We start from the raw sequence: 23,620 nt of genomic DNA, 5'->3' as shown, positions 1-23,620 counted from the left end.
ATATGTCTTCTTGCGAAAGAGAGTGGAATTCACCGGCTGAAAGATTCCTCGTATAGAATATATCGAACCTATCCCTGAGTCTTAAATGAAAGTTTAGGCGTTCGCCTGCGTTATAGGCGCCAAGTGGATATCTGTGTATATCAATTAAGGTGGTACCGCGGAACAATGACCGTTTCGTCCTTTTTATTTTATTAAGGGCGAAGTGGTCATTTTTATTTTGCCCTTAAATAGGCTAGGCGCAGCATTGAAAAGAATAGAATCGCTGCAAGCTGTATGAATAAAAGTGTAATTTATAAAAAACTTTGATTTTAGACTTGGGGGATAAAAAAGTGAAAAAACAACGAATTGTTGTAAAGATTGGGAGTAGTTCCTTGGCAGATAGTCACGGAGGAATTTCTAAAGAACAACTTTCAGATCACGTTGCCGCATTGGCTCGATTGAAAGAGGAAGGGCATGAAGTTTTGTTAATTACATCTGGGGCCGTCGCTGCAGGTTTTTCAGCTCTAGGGTATCCTAGTAGACCTGTGACAATTAAAGGAAAACAGGCTGCTGCGGCTGTTGGACAAAGTTTGTTAATGCAGGCGTACACGGAGGAATTTCGTAAATATGGCATCGTTACAGCTCAACTATTGCTGACGAGAAGTGATTTTTCTAGAAAAGAACAATATAGTAATGCTTATGCTACTTTAGGAGAGTTACTAAACCGTTCTGCTCTACCAATCATTAATGAAAATGATTCTATCTCTTTAGAGGAGCTAACGTTCGGTGATAATGATATGTTGTCAGCTTTAGTAAGCGGGCTTGTTTCAGCGGATATGCTTATGATTTTTACGGATGTGAACGGTTTATACGACAAAAATCCTCAGAAAAATGCGGATGCGAAAAAGTATTATTTCCTTCCTGAAGTTACGGAAGAAATCGCTTCTCTTGCAGGAGATGCTGGTTCAAAACTTGGGACTGGCGGTATGAAGTCAAAAATTGATGCTGCGAAGACAGCACTTTCTCTTGGTGTGAGTGTATTTATCGGAACAGGACGTGGACAAGAGAAATTTGTAGATGTTTTGAAGGGTAAAGGTGATGGTACGTATGTCGGAAATGCTCCTCAAAAAGAAATGAAGATGAATAAGCAATGGATTGCTTTGCATTCGCTTGTTAGTGGACAAATTGAAGTAGACGCTGGAGCAGCTACTGCTATCATTCAGCATGGTAAGAGTCTTCTTCCTGCTGGCGTTACGAATGTGTCAGGATTTTTCAAAGTTGGCGATGTCGTAGAAGTAATGACGCAACAAGGGCGCGTCATCGGAAAAGGGCAATGCACATATAGTGCTGAGGAACTAAGAGATGTAAAAGGTATGCAAAGCCAAGATATCCAAGCAAGAGGCGATAGGCATAATTATGAAGTCATTCATAGAGATTATTGGGTTTCACTTTAAGAATATTGATGTTAAGAAGGAGGAAATAAAAATGAATGAAGTGTTGGCAAAGGGAAAAAAAGCGAAAGAAATTGCTAGGGATCTTGTGCTTAAATCAACCGATCAAAAAAACGAAGCACTTGTTGCAATTGCTGAAAGGCTAATAGTAGAAACAGCTTATATTTTAAAGGAAAACAAACGGGATATTGAAGAAGGTAAGGCGAAAGGATTTTCCGATTCTCTTCTTGATCGTCTTATGTTGACTGAGCAGCGTATTATTGATATGACAGAGGGGATTAAGCAGTTAATTGAATTACGCGATCCTATTGGAGAATGTGTAAGTGAATGGGAACGACCAAACGGACTGTCTATCCAGGAGATGCGTGTACCACTTGGTGTTGTTGGCATGATTTACGAGGCAAGGCCGAATGTAACGGTAGATGCTGCTACAATTTGTTTGAAAACAGGAAACGCAGTTATATTACGAGGTAGTTCTTCTGCTATCAATTCTAACAAAGCCATCGTTGCCGTTATTCACCGAGCGCTCAAACAAACAAGCTTGCCTCCAGAAAGTGTACAGCTTATAGAAGATACAACGCGAGATAGTGCAAAGCAGTTGTTTACATTGAATGGGTACTTAGATGTACTAATCCCAAGAGGTGGCAAACAATTAATTGATACTGTAGTAAGAGAAGCGTCTGTTCCGGTACTTGAAACAGGTGCAGGAAATTGTCATATTTTCATTGATGAAACAGCGAATAAACAAATGGCAATTGATATTATTATTAATGCAAAAACGCAGCGTCCATCTGTATGTAATGCAATTGAAACGATTGTACTTCATGAGGAGTGGGTGCAACAATATGGTAAAGAGCTGTTTTCTGCTTTAAAGGAAAGAGGCGTGGAACTACGTGGTGATCATAGAGCATTGGCAATTGATTCTTCAATTGTACTTGCTTCAGAAGAAGACTGGGGTACAGAATTTTTATCTCTCACACTGGCAGTGAAAGTAGTTTCTTCTATAGAAGAAGCGATTTATCACATAAATACGTATGGATCTATGCATTCCGAAGCGATTATTACAGAGGATGAGGAAAATGTCAATAAGTTCTTCACATCTGTTGATGCGGCGGCACTTTATCATAATGCATCCACTCGTTTTACTGATGGATCTGAATTCGGATTTGGAGCAGAAATTGGCATCAGTACACAAAAGTTACATGTAAGGGGGCCGATGGGACTTCCTGCATTGACTTCTACAAAATATGTGATTCGTGGAAATGGTCAGATTCGAAACTAACAAAAGACACTCAATTCGATTGGGTGTCTTTTGTTTTAAAGATTATTTATTTACCATACAAATAGCCCAACAAGCATAGCGCTTAATAAGGAAACTGCCATCCCGCTAACAAGAAGCTTCCAAACATTTTTACCGATTATGGCTGATTTTTCTCCACCAAATAATGAATTGTAAGTTCCGTAAATCATACCTACTGTACTAAAGTTAGCAAAAGAAGCTAGAAATGTAGTTGCAACTGCAATCGTATGGGGTTGTAACGACTTTAGGTTCGATTTTAAATCCATCATTGCAACAAATTCATTTGTCGTTATTTTGATCCCCATTAATTCAGCTACATACATCGCATCACTGCCCGATAAACCGAGTAAGAAAGCAAAGGGACTAAAGATAATGGAGAAGATTTTTTGAATTGTTAAACCTGTGACGAAAAAGCCTAAAATTCCATTTAAACATGCAGTTAATGCTACATAACCAATTACCATAGCTAAAATAACGATAACCATATTCATCCCAACTAACATACTGTTTGAAATTGTAGAAAAGAAATCTTTTTTTTCATCTTTTGAAGGTGTATATACGACATCTTCTTCTTTCATAACTTCCACAGGATTTAATACATTGGCTAAAATTAATGCGTTAATACAGTTTAAAGGGATTGCGCTGAAAATATATGTTGCTGGAACCATTGATAAATAGGCGCCAAGAATGGATCCGCTAACGCTACTCATACTCATAATTCCAAAAGTCAGCAAACGATTTTCTTTTAAAACGGATAACTGATCACGAACAACCGCAAGTGCTTCGGTGTTTCCTAAAAACATCATTTGAATCGAAAAGAAACTTTCTAACTTTGGTAAACGAGAAATCTTTGAAATAACTGCACCTACTTTATCAATAATCCAAGTTAAGATCCCAAAGTACGAAAGAATATCGAAAAAAGTGATAACGAAAATGATAGGAAGTAATGCACTAAAGAAGAAATCAATGTGTGGACTGTCCATAGCGGAAGGAAAGGCAAACCGAATACCTTCATTCGCACACGATAGTAGCCAACTGAAAAATGACGCAATTTTATTAATGATAATACTGCCGAGCTTCGTACCTAACATAAACCATGTAATAAAGAGCTCCAATATGATTAGAATAGCGATGGGTCTCCATTTGATTTGTTTTTTATTAGGCGAACATAGGAAAACGAATAAGATAACAATGAAAATCCCTAACATATTCAATATGAAATGCATCTCAACAACTCCTTGAGAGTTATTATTTGTATATAAAAAAGCTCCTATTCTTCTTAATTTAGAATGAATGTATTTCAACTCATATTTTATAAATTCTAAAAATATAGAAGGATAAATTCGATAAAAATAGAATTGGATATATAGCAAACAAGGAGGGGATAAAAATGGAGGTTTATCACATAACGAGTAGAAAGAGGGAAACTTATAACGTTCAAGTAAAGTATTCGATACTTTTCGAATGTGCACTAGGCATTGCGGCAATTACTCATAAAAGGTTAATCGATACTCTTGAAAAGAGTCAAAATGAATGGGAAAAGATTAAGGAATCATTTACAGAAGAAATGAGAGAGCACTTACAGTTTGTAGAAGAACATAATACGTGGAAAGCGTTGCTGCAGTTATTGTATGAGGGAGAGTTTCAGGATTTATCACAGTTTCATGCTAAAATCGATTCGCTTTCAGAAGAAGATTTGAAGTATATGTGTTTACCGTTTTTAGGCGAAAAGTATGAAGAGAAAAGACATTTAGCAGCAAGTGGAGACGTAACGGCAATACATGAACTAATGGAACTGACACGTGATCATCAGTTTTTCTCCACGTATATTCGTTTTATATGTGATGTTCATGTACAAGAGCTGAAATCCCACTTAATCGCTGTTATGACAGGTTGGTATGAGAGTGTTATTCAGAAAGAGGAAGAGCAAATACTATCTATATTAAAACGAGATTATGAAGCGAAAAATGAAATGAATAAAAAGGTGAAACCAGAAGAGTTTGTCGAGTGGGCGACTGGCGGCGTGAATTATATGCCAGAGCCAAGTGTTCATTACGTACTTCTTATCCCGCAAATGACATACAGACCGTGGAATATTGAGGCGGATATTGAAGATACGAAAGTATTTCATTACCCAGTCGCAAACGAAAGCATTCATCCTGAAGATCTGTATGAACCGAATTATTTTTTAGTTCAAAAACATAAAGCGCTTGGGGATGAAGCGAGGTTACGCATTGTAAAAATGTTGTTTGAAAAAGAACGAACATTGCAGGAAATTACAGAGAGACTGCAACTCGGTAAGTCGACAGTACACCACCATTTGAAATTGTTACGTGCAGCGAAGTTAGTTGATATACATGACGGGAAATATGTATTGAGAAAGAAAGCAGTACAGTCGTTAGCGAAAGAATTAGATGCGTTTTTAAATAGATAATATGCAACTAGAATGCACATAGAGGGAGGAATTTAGTAGAAAAGTTGGTGTATGGAATTGAAAAATGTATTGAAAAACCGTTCGTTCTTTTATATGTGGATTGGCAGTGCAATTTCAGAGTTAGGCGGGGCTTTCGGAACGTTATGTAATTCGATTCTTGTTTACGAATTAACAGGATCAAAAACAGCGTTAAGTAGTATGTGGTTACTATACTTTATCCCATCGCTCATACTGCAACTTATAAGTGGTCCATTTATTGATAAATGGAGCCGGAAGTGGATTATGATTTTTTCGCAATGGGTGCGAGCTTCGGTTTTCTTACTACCGTTAGTCATGTTACTTACTAACAGTATAGAAGTTTGGCATGTGTATGTCGTACAAATAATAATCGGGCTTATTACGCCGCTGTATACACCTGCAAGTCAAGCAATTACACCGAGCATTGTAAGTAAAGAACAGCTTCAAGACGCAAATGCGTATATTGATGGGATGGCTCGTCTTATGATGTTTCTTGGGCCCGCATTAGCCGGAGTAGTCATTCATTTGATTGGAACAGAACTTACATTATCTTTCGTATGTATTTGTCTATTTGTTAGTGGTGCGTTATTACTTAATATAAAAGAAAAGAGAACAAAACAACCTATTCGGAAAACGTGGCTAGAACAGTTTCTTCGCGGATTTACATATTTTTTCACAAAACCAGTGATTGTTTGGCTCGGTATATTTCTTACTTTCGTGCAATTTGGGGTTGGGGTAACGTTGGTTACAAATCTACCTTATATAAAAGATGAGCTTTCAGCGGGGTATGCGGAGTTTGGTTATTTTATGGCTGGTTTCCCACTTGGTTATGTAGTTGGATCTATACTAGTCGGAAAAGTAACGTATAAAAGCCGACGTATACTTATGCTTGGGGGATTGTTTATAGGAGGACTAACATATATTTCTCTAGGGTTCAATCACAGTATAGTAATTGCGGTGTTCATTGAAGTAGTTGCAGGCATTTGCATTGCCTTTTTCAATGTTCATAACACGACAATATGCCAACAAACAGTACCAAACAATATGATAGGGCAAGTATTTTCAGTGCGGTTATTTTTCATACGATCCGCTATGCCGTTAGGTGTGTTATTAGGAGGCATACTGAGTGAAATGTGGGGAGTGAGAGCACTATACTTTATCATCGGTGCGATTATATGTACCACTTCTTTAATAGGAATATTACTTCCGTATTTCAAATTTTTAGATGAGGCGATAGAAGAGAAATCAGCATAATTCAAATAATTATAACTTTTTAATTGAAAATAATTATCATAATCAACTATAATAGAAGAATAGTAGTATTCGTATTACAAAGAGGGAGTGGGATTATATGTTTATCGAAACGAAAACATTTACAGTAAAAGAAGGTACATCAAATATAGTTGTAGAACGTTTCACTGGAGAAGGTATTATTGAAAAATTTGAAGGTTTCATTGACTTAAGTGTTCTTGTGAAAAAAGTAAGACGCGGCGATGAAGAAGTTGTCGTTATGATTCGCTGGGAATCTGAAGAAGCATGGAAAAACTGGGAAACAAGTGAAGAACATTTAGCAGGACATAGAGCGAGTCGTGGTAAACCAAAACCAGATCATATCATTAACGTTGATCACGCAGTTTATTATGTAAAATCATCGAAAGCGGCTTATCAGCAGTCGTAATATATATGTAAAGGTAGAGGATAGTTGTTTATTAATAAACAACTATCCTCTTTTTTGATTTATAGTAAAATATGGATGTGATATATGATTAATTGTTTCGTTATAAATGGAGGTAAATGAATTAAAAAAATGTTTGGAGGTTACAAATGTTAGAAGCACAAATAGCTATTAAACATGAACAACATAAAAAATTAGTGCAAACAATAGTAGCTGAAATCTTATCAATAGATAAGGTAACTGGATGTATGCTTATCGGATCTGTCGCAAGAGGTGATGCATATCCTGATTCGGATTTAGATTTCTATATTCTTTTAGAAGAAGGACAAAAGAAAAAATTTCATTCCGAAACGAGAGAAGATATTTTAGTTGAATATAAGTATGCAGATGTTAATCAAATACTAGTAAACTTTAAAAACAATCCGATGGAACTATACTCATTTTTAGAAGGGGAAATTTTATTTGATAAAAGCGGCGAGTTGAAAAGGTTAAAGGAGATAGCTACATATGAATTTGAAAACTATCGTGTTTCTAGTGACAAAGTGAAAGGTATTTCTCATTGGTTGCATAGTTCGCTTATTAAAATTCAGTCTGCTTTGAAAACAAATGATGAGTTAAAAGCTTCATACATCGTTCATACGTCAACGTGGACATTGTTAGAAGGGATATGGGCTATTAATAACAAACCTACACCGCCAGCGGGATCTGTTTTAAGGTATATTCAAGCGTTGCCTAATAAACCAATTCAATTGGAGGCATTGCTTCATAAATTATTTTTAGGGGATACGACAGAGCGTATCTCTTCAGCAATCTTCTTGATTGAGTGGATTTTACACAATTTGAAAAGTAAATAATTTGGCTATTATATATAGGTACATTAATATTTCACGTCGAATGGTTCATGTAATTGTATTCATTAAAAAAACGTTCTAGGCTATAGAGAAAAGTATTAGACTATAAAGCATAGTCTTAGATGGAACGCTTGAATATTATGTCTTACATATCTAGGTATTATGAAAATGAGTCTACATACCCTGTGCTTAAAAGGAGATGAGTGAATGAAGTTAAATCATTTGAATCTATGTGTTGATGATTTATCAGAAGCGAGACATTTCTTTGAAACATTTTTTGATTTTCAATTTTTGGAGCAAAAGGGAAAGGCACTAGTAGTAATGAGTGATGAGAGTGGATTTATACTTGTGCTAAGCGACCCCAAAGCATTTAAGGGGAATAATAAGGAAGTGATGTATCCTGAAGCTTTTCATATTGGTTTTTTAGTGGATACTTCAAGTGAAGTTGATCAAGCATATAATCGTTTAGTAGCTGGGGGCATTGAAATAGAAAAGGCACCGTATTCTATGAGAGGTAGTAGTTATGGTTTTTATTTTACAATGTTTAGCAGATTGTTAATTGAAGTGTCCTGCCTTGACTATAAAGATGGTAAGAAAGTTCTATAATAATAAACAAGAGTTATTGTTTGAAGATGTAAATATAACCCCTTATCCAGTTTGGAAAGGGGCTTGATTATTGTATTTATTTTTAAGGGACATAAAAAATAAAAAACAAGCGAATTTTAGTCAGGTATATGAATTGTAAGACAACTTCTTTATTAATTTATCTGAATTTCAAATTCAAATACAGCTTGATCCTTCCTAAACGGCATATTGAGTTCTTTGAATCGTAAGCTTATCCCAGACAAATTATCAGGAAGGGAAGGAGATATAACGAAATGATGACTAAAATGTCCATCAGTGCCACCGCCACCTTCTGGCCAGCAGTCATATGTATCATCTATTGATAATTGGAAGAAACTATGAGGCTTATTTTCATTAAAAACTTCATCAGAGGAATCCCAATCGCTATATAAATATACGACACTAGCATTTGCATATTGCCGAATAAAAGTTACGGTATACATAATACCTTTATGTTCATACGTTTTAAAAACAGGTATATGCTTTTTGAATGTAATAGGTTCGACGCGAGGTTTAAATTCACCTTCGTCCATCATGGAAGAGAATAGTGAATTTAGATAGTCTGGATAAAATCCGTATTGCTTTGCCCATTTATAAATAGCTTCATCATGTGGAAAACCTGGATCACCACCTGAAAGTTCTTTTCGTTCTTTTAATAGGGCACAAATTTTTTCATCGATAGTATATAATCTTTCATCGTAATAATCAGTAGGGCGTTCAAAACTCATTCGTTGCATAATCATTCCTCCTTTTCTTTATTTTAACAAAAAAGAAAAGGCAATACATTTTTTGATATAAATATTAAGTGTAAATTTAAAATCATTTATAAATCAAATATTGTAGACTTAAAATGAAGTTTGATAACAAGGTCTATTTTGCAAAGGAATTGCTTATGTATAAAATAACAATTATGTATGCTGTTGCAAGAAAATTTAGAGAACCAAGCAGGTTTCCCATATGGTAAAGTACGAAACTATTATAAGTAGTACAGTGATATGAATAGGAGGTTACCGTTATGACAGCTGTATTTAAAGATATGGCGTTCCAGTTAAAAACGGAACGACTCGACCTGAATATGTGGGAGGAATCTGATGCATCCTGGCTGAGAAAATTAATTGGTGAACGTGGTGTGGATATGCCAACCGTTGAATCTGTTCGTAGCCATCTTATCGAAATGCGCAAGAAAGCAGCTGAAAATGGTATTTCTCTTCTTACTATACGTAGGCGAGAAGAAGGGGATTTCATCGGATACTGTGGCTTAATCATCGGTCGTTCCACGCTTGAAGAGCCGGAAATTGCATACGAGTTGTTCCAAAGCGCTCATCGTAATGGTTATGCGACAGAGGCAGCATCAGCAGTGCTTGAGGCTGCGATTGCTACAGGTCGCCATAGACTTTGGTCTACTGTAGGTGCTTGGAATACGGCGTCTTTCCGGGTATTAGAAAAGATAGGGTTTCATCGGCATCACAGTACGTGGGGGGAGCGCGGTGAGATTGTTTGGAACGTACGCGATCTATAGAAATCTGACTAAATTCGGAACAAAAAATGTAAAAGAAAGCCCCTATGTTAGGTTACTTAATAATCTAACATAGAGGCTTTTCCTTATAGTAAATATTAAGTTTGTATATATTTTAGCTTAATTTTTTACATCTTCATATAATTGGAGAGCTTCTTTCACATTCAATCTATTCTTCACAATACCATGAATCGCTTGAATCATAGCAGCAGGATGTTCAGATTGCCATATGTTTCGGCCCATATCTACTCCGATCGCACCTTCTTGCAGTGCATTGTACGTAATGTTCAATGCGTCTTCAATTGAATCTAATTTTGGTCCACCAGCGATGACGACTGGGGCAGGACAAGTACTTGTAATTTTTTCGAATCCTTCGCAGTAATACGTTTTAATAATGTCAGCTCCCATTTCAACGCATACGCGGGAAGCGAGTGCTAAAAAGCGAGCTTCACGTTTTTGCAATTCTTTCGCAACAGCAGTAATGCCGAGTACTGGCAAACCGTAATCGTGAGCTTCTGAAACTACATTTGCGAGATTTGAAACTGTTTGTGTTTCATAATCGGATCCGACGAAAACAGAAACACCGACACCAATTGCATTTTGTTTTACTGCTTCTTTAACAGGTGTAACAATTGTTTCATTCGCTAAATCTTTACCGACGACAGTAGCTCCGCCTGAAACACGCATAACCATCGGTGTGCTGCAGTTTTCAGGAATACAGGAGCTAAGTACACCTCGAGTTAAAAAGAGGGAATCTGTGTATGGAAGTAAGTTTTTAACCGTTTCAAGTGGCTGTTCTAGCCCGTGAATTGGCCCTAAAAAGTAGCCGTGATCTATCGCTAACATAACCGCTCTGCCATCAGGTAAAATTGTATTTAATCGATTTTTAAATCCCCAAGTCATTTGAAATCACTCCTTCGTTAATGTTGGATTTTCCGTTTGTACCGTATCTTTATTTGGTAAATGTGGTGACTTAATAAAAACCGCTTTAAAAGGTTTGTCAGAATGGTTAATAAGATAGTGAGATTCATGAGGGCGAACTTGCAATACATCGCCTTGTTTAATCGGGACTCTTTCGTTATTCACATAGAAATCAATTTCACCTTCTAATGCATAAAAGACTTCCTCGCAAGTTGTATGATAGTGATTTTGAAACTCCTGCCCAGGCTGAATGACAACAAGGCCAAAATCAATATTAGGACCTTGTATTAAATATTTCGGCCCGTTATCACCGAAGCGATAGGAGAAATCATTTTCATTCGCTTTTAACATACTTTTCACTCCTTTATGTAATCTGTTACAGTGCGCCAGGCGCAATCCACATATGTGTGGTGAGTCCTTTATCAGCTAAAGCGAGCTGACTGTCATATACAGTTTTCCATGTTTCATAGAACTCTTTATATAGTTCGTGATTTTCAGTAATTGGTTCGAATGTGTGCTCCCACTGTACAAACTGTTCGGCAGTTTCTGCCATAGATGAATAAATGCCAGCGCCAACTCCGGCAGCAATCGCAGTTCCTAAAGCAGCTGCTTCTTTCACAACTGGTACTTTTACAGGGATACCGAGTACGTCTGATAGAATTTGTGGCCATAGTTTTCCTTTAGCGGCACCGCCAGCAAAAATGACTTCAGAAGGGAATGTTCCTGTGAGATTTTCTATTAATTTTAAGTTACCAAGTGTAACGAAGGCAGCATTTTCTTCAATAGCACGGAACAGTTCTTTTTTTCCGCATTTGTCAGCATCTAAACTTAAATTTAAAAAAGAAGGTGCGGCATGACGCCAAGAAATGTAGTTCATAACGTTTGAAAAAGTAAGGATAATGCCATGTGAACCAACAGGCACGTCTTTCGCTTGTTCTTCTAATAATTCATAAGCATCTACACCGAGTTTGTCAGCAAGTTTCTTTTCCTCTTGGCAAAAAGCGTCTCGAAACCAGCGCATAACAAGGCCTGGGAAAAATGCAATCGTTTCATATTGCCATAGGTTCGGAACTACGTGACAATTTACCCGAATCGCAGCATATGGATCTGTTAGCGGTTCTGTAACATTCACTTCTTGTTGCCAAAAACTACCTCCGCATATTAACGTTTGATTAGGTTTCACGACTCCTGTTCCAAGTGAGGCCATTTGTGCATCTCCGCCTCCGGCAACGACAGGAATTCCTTCACGTAATCCAGTTAATGCTGCACACTCTTTTGTAACATTGCCGATAACGGTACCAGCTTCATTTACTTTTGGTGAAAATGTCAAAGTTAGACCGCAATCTATAGCGATATCGTTATCCCATACTCTATTTTGTAAGTCAAAGATACCGGACGTACATCCGTTTGAGGGATCGATTTGCAGCACGCCACTTAATTTATATAAAATCCAATCGTTTAACATCGTAAAAGAGTGAATAGCATTATAGACGTTTGGTTCATGTTTTTTAATCCAAAGTAGGCGTGGTAAAGCACCTAATGAAAAAGTTTGACCTGATCTTGTATATAAATCTTCTTCAAGATGCGACCGAATTTCTTTTAGCTCACTAACTTCGGCAGATGCGCGCCCATCAACATTTGCACAAGCCCAAATTTCTTGCCCATCTTTATCATATAAAACAAAACCTTCTCGCATACTAGTAGCGCTAATGGCTTGAATAGAAGAGGGAGAGACATTACTTCTTTGTAAAACTTCTTTCGTACATTGTTGTACAAGATGCCAGTTTTCTTTTACATCAAAATTCATAGAGCCTGGATAACGAGGATCCGTTTTATGAACCCATTCTTTTTGACTGACTGCAATTTGATTACCTAGTACATCAAAAAGAACAGCTCGAATGCTTCCTGTACCAGCATCGAAAGCTAATAAATGAGACATTAACAATCACCATCCTTTCGTAATAAGGAGAGGGCAGTTTCCTCATCGGTAATTAATGTATGAATAAATCTCCCCTTTAAAGCTCCATAAATGGCGTCTAATTTTTCTGTACCTCCAGCAACACCAACGACATGCTTCATTTTGCGAAGGATAGAGAGTGGCGTACCAATTAGGCGGTTGTGATGCGGAAGATGTAATAAATCCCCATTCGTATTATAAAACTGTCCTAAAATATCACCCGCACCGTTTTGACTACGAATATACGTCATTTCACGTAGCGTTAATTTTTCTTCTTTTACAATAGTTGCGTCTCGAGATAGCCCGCCAATACCGACAACAGCTGTATGAGCAAGTGAAGCGACATGAAGCATATCTTTTACACTTGGTTCTGATAGAATACTTTGTGCCATTTCGGTTGTAGAGGCTAGAAACGGCGTAGGGATAATGTGAAGATCGCCTTGCATGTAGTGAAAATAGTTTTGTTTTCTCGGGAGATAGTTATTTACTCCGCCTGTTAGCGTTACGATCGACAGATTAATAGAAGTTTCAAAATGAATGTTTTCCAGCATTTTGCTAATTGTTTCTCCCCAGCCAATACCGAGTAAATCGCCTTGCTGGAGCTGAGTTTCTAAATATTGTGCAGCAGCTTTTCCGAGAGAAGCGGCATAATTGTCTATTGGAGTAGGGATAATGAAAGCATCTTTTAAGTGGAAATTTTTCATTAGGTCACGTTCAATGCTCAAACAGTGCAAACCAGTACCTTTTACGTGAAATGTAACGATACCTTCACTGCGCGCCTTATCTAATAACCGAACGACTTTATTTCTAGAAATATGAAGAAGTGAAGCGATCTCCTGCTGTGTTAATTGATCTTTATAATAGTACCAAGCTACTTTCGTTAATAAATTTTCTTCAAAGTTCAGCTGTGTCATACTCTTCATCCCTTTCAACAATTGACCACTGCTTAAACATATGTGCCACATATTTTGTTTATTCCAGTTGAAACAATTATTAGTCTGGTGAAAAAAGTGTTCTAGATATGAAAAAAGGAATATACAATGCTACAAAACAAGTAGAACAAATAATCATTTTCTCAAAAAATGCTCTGGATAAAGGCAGGTGACATCATGTGAAGAACGTACCTTTATTACATGTAAAGAAAATGAGTAAGGCGTCTTTAAATCAACTTGTGCTAAAAGAAGTGGACTTACAAGTAGAGCGTGGTGATATATACGCTTTAGTTGGGGGAAATGGTGCTGGAAAATCAACATTAATGAAAATATTAACGGGGTTATATTCGTATGATCGTGGAGAAATGTATGTAAAAGGAATGAGGAAACAGTTTGCAAATCCGAAAGAAGCCCACCGAGAAGGGATTTACTTAATACCACAAGAACCACTCATTTTTCCGCATATGAGCATTGAAGAAAATATATGTATCGGACTAAAAGGAAATAAAAAGGAATTAAAAGTAAAAATCAAGCAATTGATTGACAGTTTAGGATGGGGGATTGACCTTAAAGAACTGGGAGGATCACTATCCATTGCGCAGCAACAATTAGTAGAAATTGTTAGAGGATTAATAAGAGAAGCCGAGATTCTTATTTTAGATGAGCCAACATCGACATTAACAACTCACGAAATGAAGAGTCTTTTTGTGCTGATGAAAAGTTTGCAAGAAAAAGGAATTGGGATGATATATATTACGCATCGCTTTCCAGAAATCTTTGAAATTGCAAATAAAGTGGCGATATTACGAGATGGAATGATTGTAAGCAAAGGGGATGTATGTGACTTTACATATGACATGTTGATGGAGGGATTATTGCCAAAAGGGTATAAACAAGAAGAGAAAAGAGAAATAGCGCGAAAGTCAAAAGAAACGAAAAAAATATTAGAAGTAACTGATGTAACGAGTCACGCATTCGAAAACATTTCATTCACTGTACATACTGGTGAGATTGTAGGTATTGCTGGCATTGTTGGATCAGGCAGAACTGAATTAGCAGAAGCGATATTTGGATTGAAACCTATAAAATCAGGTTCTATTTTATTAGAAGGAAAATCAATTGATTCATACTCTTTGCATAAAAGACTAAGCGAAGGACTAGTTTATGTGCCAGAGGATAGAGCAAGAAATGGTATTTTTTCAATTGCATCGGTTAAAGAAAATATGACTGCAGCAAGTTTACATCAAAATAGTCGTTTTTTCATTAACCAAGAAAAAGAAAGCGCTTTAGTGAAGTCGTATATAGAACAGTTTCGAATTGTTGCACGAAGCATGGATGAAGTACTAGCATCTTTATCAGGAGGTAATCAGCAAAAAGTGGTGCTTGCAAAATATCTTACGTGTAATCCGAAAATTATTATTCTTGATGAACCGACTCGCGGAATTGATGCGAAAGCAAGGCTTGAAGTATATGAAACGATAGAAAAAATGAAAAGGGAAGGACTCGCAATATTATTAATCTCTTCAGATATTGAAGAAATTGTTCAATTAGTAAACCGTGTATATGTAATGCGAAATGGACAATTTGTTTCTCATCTGGAGAAAGAACAAATACATGTAGAAGAAGTTACACGTCTAGCATACGGAGGTGTAACGGAATGAAACGTATGTATAAAATGCACGAAACCTCTATCATACTGTTATTACTAATTTACATTGCCATTGTCGGAATGATAAATCCAAGTTTCGTTCAGCTTAACTCGATATCTTTAATAATGAAATCAAGCGTTATTTTAGTCGTGCTAGCAATTGGCCAATCGTTCGTCTTATTTACGAAAAATATAGACGTATCAGTTGGTTCAATTATGGGATTAAGCGCAGCGGTTTGCGGGATGTTGTTATCGGATGGATATAATGCATTTTTGTCTATTACGGCTGCTATTTTACTTGGTGCTATTATCGGGTTCGCAAACGGGATTGGCGTTGCAAAGTTTCGGGTACCAGCTATTATCATGACATTAGGTATGTTAGGGGTCATTAGAGGTGCGATGTTAATTTTCACAGGCGGAAAGTGGATTGAAGATATACCAAACGATTTTAAGCAACTGTCATCTATCGTCATACTTGGTTTGCCGATAATTGTATGGCTTGTTCTTATTATTTTACTACTACTATACTTCTTTTTAAGGAAAGTGCCATTCGGAAGATACTTTTATGCGGTAGGTGATAATGAAGATGGCGCGAGACTCATTGGTATACCTGTTAATAAAGTAAAGATATATGCGTTTATTATATCGGGTATAAGCGCTGCGCTCGCTGGTTGCATATTTGTTTTGAATATCGGGTTCGTTCCAAATCAAACAGGAACCGGGATAGAACTACAGGTTATCGCAGCTGCGGTACTAGGGGGAATTCATTTAAAAGGAGGAACGGGTTCTATAGTTGGAGCTGCATTAGGAGCGGTATTTTTAGAGGCGATTAGTAGTTCACTTGTCTTTTTAAAAATACCTGCGTTTTGGAATAATGCTATTTCAGGTTTTTTACTATTAGTAATCGTTATATTAGATAGTGTTATGAAAAAGTGGAAGGCGGAAAGGAGAATGAATCTATGAAGTATTTGTACAGATGGGAAGGTGTTCTAATTGTATTACTTCTTATAGAATTCATTCTCTTTAGTTTTATAAGTAGTGATTTCTTAAATATTAGTAATCTCCTTTTTAGTACAAATGATTTTCTATTTATAGCAATCGCGGCGATACCAATGACTTTCGTTATTGTAACAGGAGGAATTGACGTTTCTGTAGGATCTATTATGGGGTTAACTTCGATTATAATTGGTGTACTTTGGATGAATGGAATACCTATTTTGCTAGCGGTCATATTAGCTCTTATAATCAGCTGTTTAGCAGGAACTTTAAACGGAATCATTATAAAAATGACAGACGTAGAGCCACTTGTCGTTACACTCGGAACGATGTTTTTATACGGCGGAATTGCACTCGTCATTTCAGGAGGGGCAGGTGCTTCTGGATATGAAGGGATAAGTGGTTTACCTGACGCATTTGTACAACTTGCAAACGGTAGTTTTATAGGAATACCGAATTTATTATGGATTCTGATCGTATTAACAGTTTTATGTACTATATTATTTCACCGTACTATATATGGGCGCCACGTAAAATTAACAGGTTCGAACGAAAATGCAGCAAAATACACTGGGATCAAAACGAAAAAAGTAGTCATTATCGCTTACATACTTTCTGGATTAGGAGGTGGATTAGGAGGCGCTTTCTTAACTGCATATTTCGGTTCCGCACGTGCTGATATGGGAAGTGAAACGATTTTATCAATCATTACTGCAGTCGTATTAGGCGGGACACTTATTACAGGGGGAAAAGGAAGCATTATCGGTACTGTACTGGCGAGTATTTTTATAGGGCTAATGCAGTATGGCTTGCAAATGACGGGTTTAACAAATGAACAATCTAACGTAGTTATTGGTATTATTCTTATTCTTTCAGTTATTATGAGACATTTCAAATTACATCAATTTACACTGGGGAAAAGAAAGAACTTGCATAAGGGGGAAATGTCATGAAGAGAAAACTGGGGATTCTATTAATAGTATGCATTTGTATAATCGGTTTAATTGCTTGCTCTAGTCAAATGGCAGATAAGAAGAAGGCAGATGATGTGAAATTTGCATTTATTCCGAAATTAACTGGAGTTGGCTTTTTTACATCGGGCGGTGAAGGAGCAAAAGAGATGGGAGATAAACTAGGCGTACAAGTGAAATATGATGGACCGTCTGAAGCAAGCGTATCAGGCCAAGTGAAATATATAAACAATTTTATTAACCAAAACTATGATGCACTTATGGTCTCTTCTACTTCAATAGATGGACTATCACAATCACTGCAACGTGCTAAGAAAAAAGGGATGACGGTGTTAACGTGGGACTCTGATGTGAATCCGAAAGACCGTTCATTTTATATAAGCCAAGGTACACCAGACCAACTTGCTAACTTATTAATTGAAATGACTTCCAAACAAATTGGAGATAAAGGAAAAGTAGCCTTCTTTTATTCTAGTCCAACAGTAACGGATCAAAATCAATGGGTAACGAAAGCGAAAGAAATTATTAAAAAGAAATATCCGAATTGGGAAATTGTAACGACGCAGTACGGTGAAAATAATGCGCAAAAATCTTTATCCGTAGGGGAGAATATATTAAAAACGTATCCGGATATTAATGCAGTCATATGTCCAGATGCAACGGCACTACCAGCGATGGCACAAGCAGCTGAAAACTTAAAAATGGATAAAAAAGTAGTCGTAACAGGGTTCTCCACACCAAACGTTATGCGTGATTACGTAAAACGAGGAACAGTAGCGCAATTTGGATTATGGGATGTAAAACAACAAGGTGCACTCGCAACGTATGTAGCAAATGAAATCGTTGTAAAAGGGAAGAAGTTAAAAGTAGGGGATAGCTTTGAAGTAAAAGGAATTGGAAAAGTGAAAGTAGAGCCAAATTCCATCCAAGGTTATGATTATGAAGCAGAAGGAAATGGAATTATCGTATTACCAGAGCGGGTTGTATTTACGAAAGAGAATATTGATAAATATAATTTTTAGTAACAAAAAAACGTCCGAATATATCGGACGTTTTTTATTCCTTCATTAATTATGAACTGTTTCTTTTTCATTTAATCCAAGCGTACGACCAGTAGAAGTGTGAAGATCTTGGAACAATCTTGGATTTTCAGTTAGTGAAATGCCGTAAGAAGGGATTATCTCTTTTATTTTTCCTTCCCATTCTACCATGCGGCTTGGGAAACATTTTTCTAATACTTCAAGCATGACGTGAACAGCAGTAGAAGCACCTGGTGATGCACCTAGTAACGCCGCGATTGATCCATCAGCCGCACTAACAACTTCGGTACCGAATTGAAGTGTACCTTTACCGCCAGCATCAGTGTCTTTAATTACTTGCACACGTTGCCCAGCGACTACAATATCCCAATCTTCACTTTTCGCATTCGGAATGAATTCGCGTAATTCTTCCATACGTTTTTCATGTGATAACATAACTTGCTGAATTAAGTATTTTGTTAGTCCCATTTCTTTTACACCAGCAGCTAACATCGTTAAGACGTTATTTGGTTTTACAGAACCAATTAAGTCAAGATTTGAGCCAGTCTTTAAGAATTTAGGTGAGAATCCTGCGAATGGTCCAAATAGTAAAGCTTTTTTATTGTCTATATATCTCGTATCAAGGTGAGGTACAGACATTGGCGGAGCGCCAACTTTAGCTTTACCGTAAACTTTCGCATGATGTTGCTCTACAACGTTTTGATTTTTACATACCATAAACAGTCCGCTTACAGGGAATCCACCGATATGTTTTGATTCAGGAATACCAGTCTTTTGTAGTAGTGGTAGACTACCGCCACCGCCGCCGATAAAGACGAATTTTGCAGTGTGATGCTCGATTTTACCACTATTCATATCGTGTACTTTCACTTCCCACAAACCATTTTTCGTACGTTTAATATTTTCGACACTATGTTTGTAGTTAAGCTCGACATTTTTCGTTTGTAAGTAATCAAACAACATACGTGTTAATGCACCGAAGTTCACATCTGTTCCAGAGTCAATTTTCGTTGCAGCCATCGGTTCGTTTGGTGTACGACCATCCATAATGAGTGGAAGCCATTTTTTTAATGTTTCAGGAGCATCGGAAAATTCCATGCCTTGAAACAGTGGATTTTTTGAAAGCGCTTCAAAACGGTTTTTTAGAAACTCAACATTTTTTTCACCTTGTACTAAACTCATATGAGGTAGAGGCATAATAAAATCTTGTGGATTACGAATTAATTTGCTTTTTACAAGATATGCCCAAAATTGTCTTGAAAGCTGGAATTGCTCATTCACTTTTACAGCCTTACTAATATCTATAGATCCGTCAGATTTTTCGGAAGTATAGTTCAGTTCGCATAGCGCAGAATGCCCTGTACCTGCATTATTCCATTCATTAGAGCTTTCTTCCCCGGCACTTGCGAGTTTTTCAAAAACTTTAATTTCCCATTCAGGTGCTAATTCTTTTAGTAATGAGCCTAACGTTGCACTCATAATTCCTGCACCAATTAAGATAACGTCTGTTTTTTGCTGCATGTTGCTCATGATAATCTCTCCATCCCCTATATTGGCAAAAAAGAGTAGGTGTTTTTTTATATCTAAGCCGTAAATTGAAAACACCGCCTAGGCCCCACCTAGGTGTATACCTTTTTTGTCTCAATTATATAACCATCTCATACTCTATTATAATAATTAATAGACTAAAATATCTAGTGTTATCTGATAATTTTAAACTATTTAACGTTTTATTCGCCAAAAATCTTATTTAACAAGCTCTTTTAAGGTGATAAATAGAAAAAAATTATAGTTTGAAATTATCTCGAAAAAGCTTACGTATCGTAGAATGGGTAGAAAGGATACCTTTTTATGGAATTTTATCCCTAATAATAGTATGATTATTCTGCAAAATGAAAAGGAGAGATACCAATGCGTACACAAGAACAAATCGCAAACTTATTTCGAAATTTTTCAATAAAGGAATGTAAAGGGTCAAGTGACTTATATGAATACTTATCAATAAAAATTGCTGAAGATGAGGAAGTACTTACACTATCTTCCTACGCTCAAGTAGGCCAACCAATTCCAAACTTATTATTAGGCGCCGTACATTATTTATTACTAGTAGGGAAAGAACATCCTTTAAAAGCGTATTACAGTAGTTTAATTGAAAATACGAATACAAATTTAGATCAAGCTTTTGATCACTTTAAAGATTTTTGTAAAGAGTATCGAGAAGAAATCATTACTTTATTACAAACGAAACTCGTTCAAACGAATGAAGTAAGGCGATGTGCGTACTTATACCCAAGTTTCTGTTACATATTTAATAAAGTGAAAAAGCCGCTAGCGTTAATTGAAATTGGGACAAGTTCTGGATTACAACTGTTCTGGGATCAATATAGCTATTCGTATGGGACAGATGAAACATACGGAAATATAAATTCAAATGTACATGTAACTTCTGAAATAAGAGGGGAGAATGTACCCCAATTTCTAAAAGTAAGTCCACCTGTTGTTGAAAGAATCGGGCTTGATTTACATATGAATGATTTACATAATGAGGAAGATTATTTATGGCTACGTGCACTCATTTGGCCAGAACATAAAGAAAGACTTGAAATGTTTGACCAAGCAGCATCTTTAGTAAAAAACGAATCTGTCCAATTAATAGAAGGAGACGGTGTGGAGTTATTACCATCTATCATTGAACAAATAAGTGAAGATGCTGTAACCTGCATTTTCCATACACACGTCGCAAATCAAATACCAGAACAAGTAAAACATAAGTTAGAAAAACAAATACAAGAAATCGGTGCAAAACGTGATGTATTCCACCTTTATAACAACATGTGGGACCGGGACCTTCATATTGATTATTATATTAACGGAAACGAATATCGTGAAACGGTTGGGGAAACAGAAGGGCATGGGAGATGGTTTAGTTGGAAGCTTGGAGACCGAACTTTATGCTAAAGGAAACCTAACAATTATGGATTTCGTCACCAATATTCGTAATAAAAACAGTTGACAGAAGTTAATCCGTCAACTGTTTTTTATTTTTATTAAACTTGTTTTATGTATCCAATGTAAGTGTTAAACATGTCCCTGCTGCATGTTGCAAATAGCCCATGAGATAATCTTCTTCCAAAAGAAGCCACTGGTTAATGAGCTTTATTACTAGTTTAAGAATTTATAACTTCAAAGGGAAAAACCAAGGGGAAATAAATATTAAAAATGAATATATAATACATGCGAGAACGAGCACAATTGGATAGGGGGGCTTCCAAATGCATATGGACGAACGAATGAATTTGCAGGTAACTAGTCAGGCTCTTCAGGTAATGAATAACGGAATTGCTGTTATAAGTCATGATGGAATCATCACATATAGCAACAAACTATTCTGTAGCATGCTACAGAATAAAGAAAATGAAATAATAGGTGAGCATATATCAACGATTATTCCTGATCGTAAAAAGTTAGTAGTTAATCAAAAGGGTAGTTTGTACAGGTATGAATGTAGGCGTGGCAACCAAGTTTTAATTGTGAATGAATCCCGTGTATATCAGAATGAGACAGAATATGGATCAATTGCCATTCTGGAAAGCAAGGGGAAAAGATTTATTAAAATATAGTTTCTTCATAATAACTCCTCCAAACTAATTTTTAATGTTCTTCAGAAAAGTTTAATGACACGTAAATCATAATTTTAATTATAAAAGATTATTAAAGGTAATTATTAATTTTTGGTTAGTAACGTACATACAATGTGTAATTAAGTGTGTGCACTATGGAGTGAATGCAGAAAAGGGTGAATGAAGCATATGAATCCATTTGAGCAAATGATGTACGTTGGTGTCATTATGTCTATTGTACTATCCGTAATGATTTTAGGATCTTTATATTATAATCCTCGTCTTTCGTTAACTGAATATCCGAAAGATATTCAAAAGGTAGTTTTTCCAAAATCGATTGATGAAAAGAAGCAAACGATTTACTTTAATATCATATATAATGCTATTCTTTTCGGTACTCCTTTCGTTTCTACATATATACTGCATAAACATGAAAAATTATTATATATTGATGCCTATTTACATATTTTTGGTATTTTAATGATTTTTAATTTAGTAGATTTGTTTATAATTGATTGGCTAATCTTTTGCTGGATTACCCCGAGATTTGTTGTTATTCCTAGTACAGAAGGGATGAAGGGTTATAAAGATTACAAGTTTCATTTAAGAGGGGCTATAGTCGGAACAAAATTTTTAGCAATCGTAAGTTTATTTTTGGCGGGAATTGCGACAACTATTTAGTATGAAGAAGGGTATGAAGAGTTTATAAAAGATGAGGAGATTGATAATGTATAGAATTAGAATTGAGAATTTGATACTATTGAAGTAGGAAGTTTTAAAAACAGTATATTAAACGGTATTAATATACTGTTGCAAATGTTTTGATACACTGTGAAATTTCCTGATTTTATGGAAATTTTTCATAGAATACAAAAAACGTAATGGAGGCTAATATGAAAAAAGTAATTGGCGCAGCAACAGCAACTGTTTTGGGATTGGGGGCTTTTACCACAACTGCTATCGCAGAAACGATCGTAACAGCAGATGTACTCAATGTACGTGAAAAACCGACTACGGAATCAAAAGTTGTCGAAAAAGTAAAGGAGGGACAAGAGTTAAAAGTAATAAATACCGAAGATGGATGGTCAAAAATTGATTTAAACGGTAAAGAAGTGTTTGTTAGTTCGGAGTTTACAAAAGATGTGTATCATGTAACAGCGAATTTGTTAAATGTCCGTTCTGATGCAAATACAGAATCAGAAATTCTTGGCAGACTGAAAAAAGATGATGTTATTGAATCAACGCATCAAGTAATAGACGGATGGCTGCAATTTGAGTATAAAGGAAAAACAGCCTATGCGAATGTTTCTTTCTTATCAAGTACAGCACCAGTTGAAAAAAAGGCTGAAGAGAAAACGAAGCAAGTAGCGAAAGTACAAAAAACGGTTAAAGCTAAGGAAGAAGCTAAAACACAAAAAGTAGTAAAGCCTAAAGAAGAAGTGAAAGTAAAAGAAGTAGAAAAAGCTAAAGAAGAAGCGAAAGTAAAAGAAGTAGTAAAGCCTAAGGAAGAAGTGAAAGTAAAAGAAGTAGTAAAGCCTAGGGAAGAAGCGAAGGTTAAAGAAGAAGAGAAAGCCCAAGAAATAGCAAAGGCTAAAGAAGAAGCAAAAGCTCAAGAAATAGCAAAGGCTAAAGAAGAAGCAAAAGCTCAAGAAATAGCAAAGGCTAAAGAAGAAGCAAAAGCTCAAGA

The 23,620-nt window shown here is 36.3% G+C and carries 22 protein-coding genes, 1 pseudogene and 1 other annotated feature (1 of these 24 cut by a window edge); of the genes and pseudogenes, 16 read left to right on the top strand and 7 right to left on the bottom strand.

Annotation, left to right across the window (positions count from 1 at the left end; all coding sequences use genetic code 11):
* Positions 1 to 185: a binding site (T-box leader), on the top strand (it extends 26 nt beyond the left edge of the window).
* A 144-nt stretch (positions 186 to 329) separates the two neighbouring features.
* The gene (gene proB, locus MKO96_RS20875; protein ID WP_240588516.1) at positions 330 to 1,433 is read left to right on the top strand and encodes a glutamate 5-kinase; all 1,104 of its coding nucleotides are present in this window, start codon (positions 330 to 332) and stop codon (positions 1,431 to 1,433) included.
* Between the two features lie 31 nt (positions 1,434 to 1,464).
* A complete protein-coding gene (locus MKO96_RS20870) occupies positions 1,465 to 2,712 on the top strand; it encodes a glutamate-5-semialdehyde dehydrogenase (protein WP_240588515.1) in 1,248 nt (415 codons plus the stop codon).
* Positions 2,713 to 2,762: 50 nt separating this feature from the next.
* Here the strand turns inward: MKO96_RS20870 and MKO96_RS20865 are convergent, their stop codons facing one another.
* A complete protein-coding gene (locus tag MKO96_RS20865; protein WP_240588514.1) occupies positions 2,763 to 3,956 on the bottom strand; it encodes a NupC/NupG family nucleoside CNT transporter in 1,194 nt (397 codons plus the stop codon).
* Positions 3,957 to 4,120: 164 nt separating this feature from the next.
* Here MKO96_RS20865 and MKO96_RS20860 point away from each other — a divergent pair, with 164 nt between their 5' ends.
* The 5 genes from MKO96_RS20860 to MKO96_RS20840 all read left to right on the top strand — a co-directional run bounded on the left by MKO96_RS20860 (position 4,121) and on the right by MKO96_RS20840 (position 8,314).
* The gene (locus MKO96_RS20860; protein WP_240588513.1) at positions 4,121 to 5,164 is read left to right on the top strand and encodes an ArsR/SmtB family transcription factor; all 1,044 of its coding nucleotides are present in this window, start codon (positions 4,121 to 4,123) and stop codon (positions 5,162 to 5,164) included.
* Between the two features lie 51 nt (positions 5,165 to 5,215).
* Positions 5,216 to 6,436: an MFS transporter gene (locus MKO96_RS20855; RefSeq protein WP_240588512.1), complete on the top strand. Its 1,221-nt coding sequence runs from the start codon at positions 5,216 to 5,218 to the stop codon at positions 6,434 to 6,436.
* Between the two features lie 97 nt (positions 6,437 to 6,533).
* Positions 6,534 to 6,860 carry a heme-degrading monooxygenase HmoA gene (hmoA, locus tag MKO96_RS20850; protein ID WP_000469503.1) on the top strand — a complete coding sequence of 109 codons (327 nt, stop codon included), beginning with the start codon at positions 6,534 to 6,536 and terminating at the stop codon, positions 6,858 to 6,860.
* Positions 6,861 to 7,006: 146 nt separating this feature from the next.
* Entirely contained in the window at positions 7,007 to 7,711 is a 705-nt protein-coding gene (locus MKO96_RS20845) for a nucleotidyltransferase domain-containing protein (RefSeq protein WP_240588511.1), read from the top strand.
* A gap of 204 nt (positions 7,712 to 7,915) precedes the next feature.
* A complete protein-coding gene (locus MKO96_RS20840) occupies positions 7,916 to 8,314 on the top strand; it encodes a VOC family protein (protein ID WP_240588510.1) in 399 nt (132 codons plus the stop codon).
* Between the two features lie 152 nt (positions 8,315 to 8,466).
* Here MKO96_RS20840 and MKO96_RS20835 read toward each other — a convergent pair whose 3' ends face one another.
* Positions 8,467 to 9,069 (bottom strand): hypothetical protein, encoded by a 603-nt coding sequence (locus MKO96_RS20835; protein ID WP_240588509.1) that lies wholly within the window; start codon positions 9,067 to 9,069, stop codon positions 8,467 to 8,469.
* Between the two features lie 278 nt (positions 9,070 to 9,347).
* On the opposite strand from MKO96_RS20835, the gene MKO96_RS20830 reads away from it, so the two are divergent.
* Entirely contained in the window at positions 9,348 to 9,851 is a 504-nt protein-coding gene (locus MKO96_RS20830) for a GNAT family N-acetyltransferase (protein WP_240588508.1), read from the top strand.
* Positions 9,852 to 9,968: 117 nt separating this feature from the next.
* On the opposite strand, the gene lsrF is transcribed toward MKO96_RS20830, so the two are convergent.
* Genes lsrF through MKO96_RS20810 form a run of 4 tightly spaced genes read right to left on the bottom strand, consistent with a single transcriptional unit; the run spans position 9,969 to position 13,640 of the window.
* Positions 9,969 to 10,751 carry a 3-hydroxy-5-phosphonooxypentane-2,4-dione thiolase gene (gene lsrF / locus MKO96_RS20825; RefSeq protein ID WP_000219781.1) on the bottom strand — a complete coding sequence of 261 codons (783 nt, stop codon included), beginning with the start codon at positions 10,749 to 10,751 and terminating at the stop codon, positions 9,969 to 9,971.
* A gap of 6 nt (positions 10,752 to 10,757) precedes the next feature.
* The gene (locus tag MKO96_RS20820) at positions 10,758 to 11,120 is read right to left on the bottom strand and encodes a cupin domain-containing protein (RefSeq protein WP_000909979.1); all 363 of its coding nucleotides are present in this window, start codon (positions 11,118 to 11,120) and stop codon (positions 10,758 to 10,760) included.
* 25 nt (positions 11,121 to 11,145) lie between these two features.
* Positions 11,146 to 12,708 carry an autoinducer-2 kinase gene (gene lsrK, locus MKO96_RS20815; RefSeq protein WP_240588507.1) on the bottom strand — a complete coding sequence of 521 codons (1,563 nt, stop codon included), beginning with the start codon at positions 12,706 to 12,708 and terminating at the stop codon, positions 11,146 to 11,148.
* A complete protein-coding gene (locus tag MKO96_RS20810) occupies positions 12,708 to 13,640 on the bottom strand; it encodes a sugar-binding transcriptional regulator (RefSeq protein WP_240588506.1) in 933 nt (310 codons plus the stop codon). Before MKO96_RS20810 ends, lsrK begins: the two co-directional genes overlap by 1 nt.
* Before the next feature lie 197 nt (positions 13,641 to 13,837).
* Between MKO96_RS20810 and MKO96_RS20805 the strand changes: the two genes are divergently transcribed.
* The 4 genes from MKO96_RS20805 to lsrB are packed head-to-tail and all read left to right on the top strand — an operon-like array spanning position 13,838 to position 18,295.
* Complete coding sequence (locus tag MKO96_RS20805; RefSeq protein ID WP_240588505.1) at positions 13,838 to 15,319, top strand: sugar ABC transporter ATP-binding protein; 1,482 nt, start codon at positions 13,838 to 13,840, stop codon at positions 15,317 to 15,319.
* Complete coding sequence (locus MKO96_RS20800) at positions 15,316 to 16,269, top strand: ABC transporter permease subunit (protein ID WP_240588504.1); 954 nt, start codon at positions 15,316 to 15,318, stop codon at positions 16,267 to 16,269. The genes MKO96_RS20805 and MKO96_RS20800 overlap by 4 nt, the downstream gene beginning before the upstream one ends.
* Positions 16,266 to 17,255, top strand: a complete 990-nt coding sequence (locus MKO96_RS20795; RefSeq protein ID WP_240588503.1) for an ABC transporter permease — start codon at positions 16,266 to 16,268, stop codon at positions 17,253 to 17,255. Before MKO96_RS20800 ends, MKO96_RS20795 begins: the two co-directional genes overlap by 4 nt.
* Positions 17,252 to 18,295 carry an autoinducer 2 ABC transporter substrate-binding protein LsrB gene (gene lsrB / locus MKO96_RS20790; protein ID WP_240588502.1) on the top strand — a complete coding sequence of 348 codons (1,044 nt, stop codon included), beginning with the start codon at positions 17,252 to 17,254 and terminating at the stop codon, positions 18,293 to 18,295. Before MKO96_RS20795 ends, lsrB begins: the two co-directional genes overlap by 4 nt.
* Before the next feature lie 45 nt (positions 18,296 to 18,340).
* Here the strand turns inward: lsrB and MKO96_RS20785 are convergent, their stop codons facing one another.
* On the bottom strand, positions 18,341 to 19,843 hold the full coding sequence (locus MKO96_RS20785; RefSeq protein WP_240588501.1) for a malate:quinone oxidoreductase: 1,503 nt from the start codon (positions 19,841 to 19,843) through the stop codon (positions 18,341 to 18,343).
* A 381-nt stretch (positions 19,844 to 20,224) separates the two neighbouring features.
* On the opposite strand from MKO96_RS20785, the gene MKO96_RS20780 reads away from it, so the two are divergent.
* From MKO96_RS20780 to MKO96_RS20765, 4 genes and pseudogenes are all read left to right on the top strand, one after another.
* Positions 20,225 to 21,271 (top strand): DUF2332 domain-containing protein, encoded by a 1,047-nt coding sequence (locus MKO96_RS20780; RefSeq protein ID WP_240588500.1) that lies wholly within the window; start codon positions 20,225 to 20,227, stop codon positions 21,269 to 21,271.
* A gap of 314 nt (positions 21,272 to 21,585) precedes the next feature.
* A pseudogene (locus MKO96_RS20775) lies at positions 21,586 to 21,915 on the top strand (PAS domain-containing protein); the annotation flags it as partial.
* A 207-nt stretch (positions 21,916 to 22,122) separates the two neighbouring features.
* A complete protein-coding gene (locus tag MKO96_RS20770) occupies positions 22,123 to 22,614 on the top strand; it encodes a nitroreductase (RefSeq protein WP_140386811.1) in 492 nt (163 codons plus the stop codon).
* 212 nt (positions 22,615 to 22,826) lie between these two features.
* A partial coding sequence (locus MKO96_RS20765; protein WP_240588499.1) for an SH3 domain-containing protein occupies positions 22,827 to 23,620 on the top strand: 794 nt, incomplete at its 3' end.

It is taken from the genome of Bacillus sp. ES1-5 (assembly GCF_022487605.1).
GTDB lineage: Bacteria > Bacillota > Bacilli > Bacillales > Bacillaceae_G > Bacillus_A > Bacillus_A wiedmannii.
This window is presented reverse-complemented; position numbering and strand designations above follow the sequence as displayed.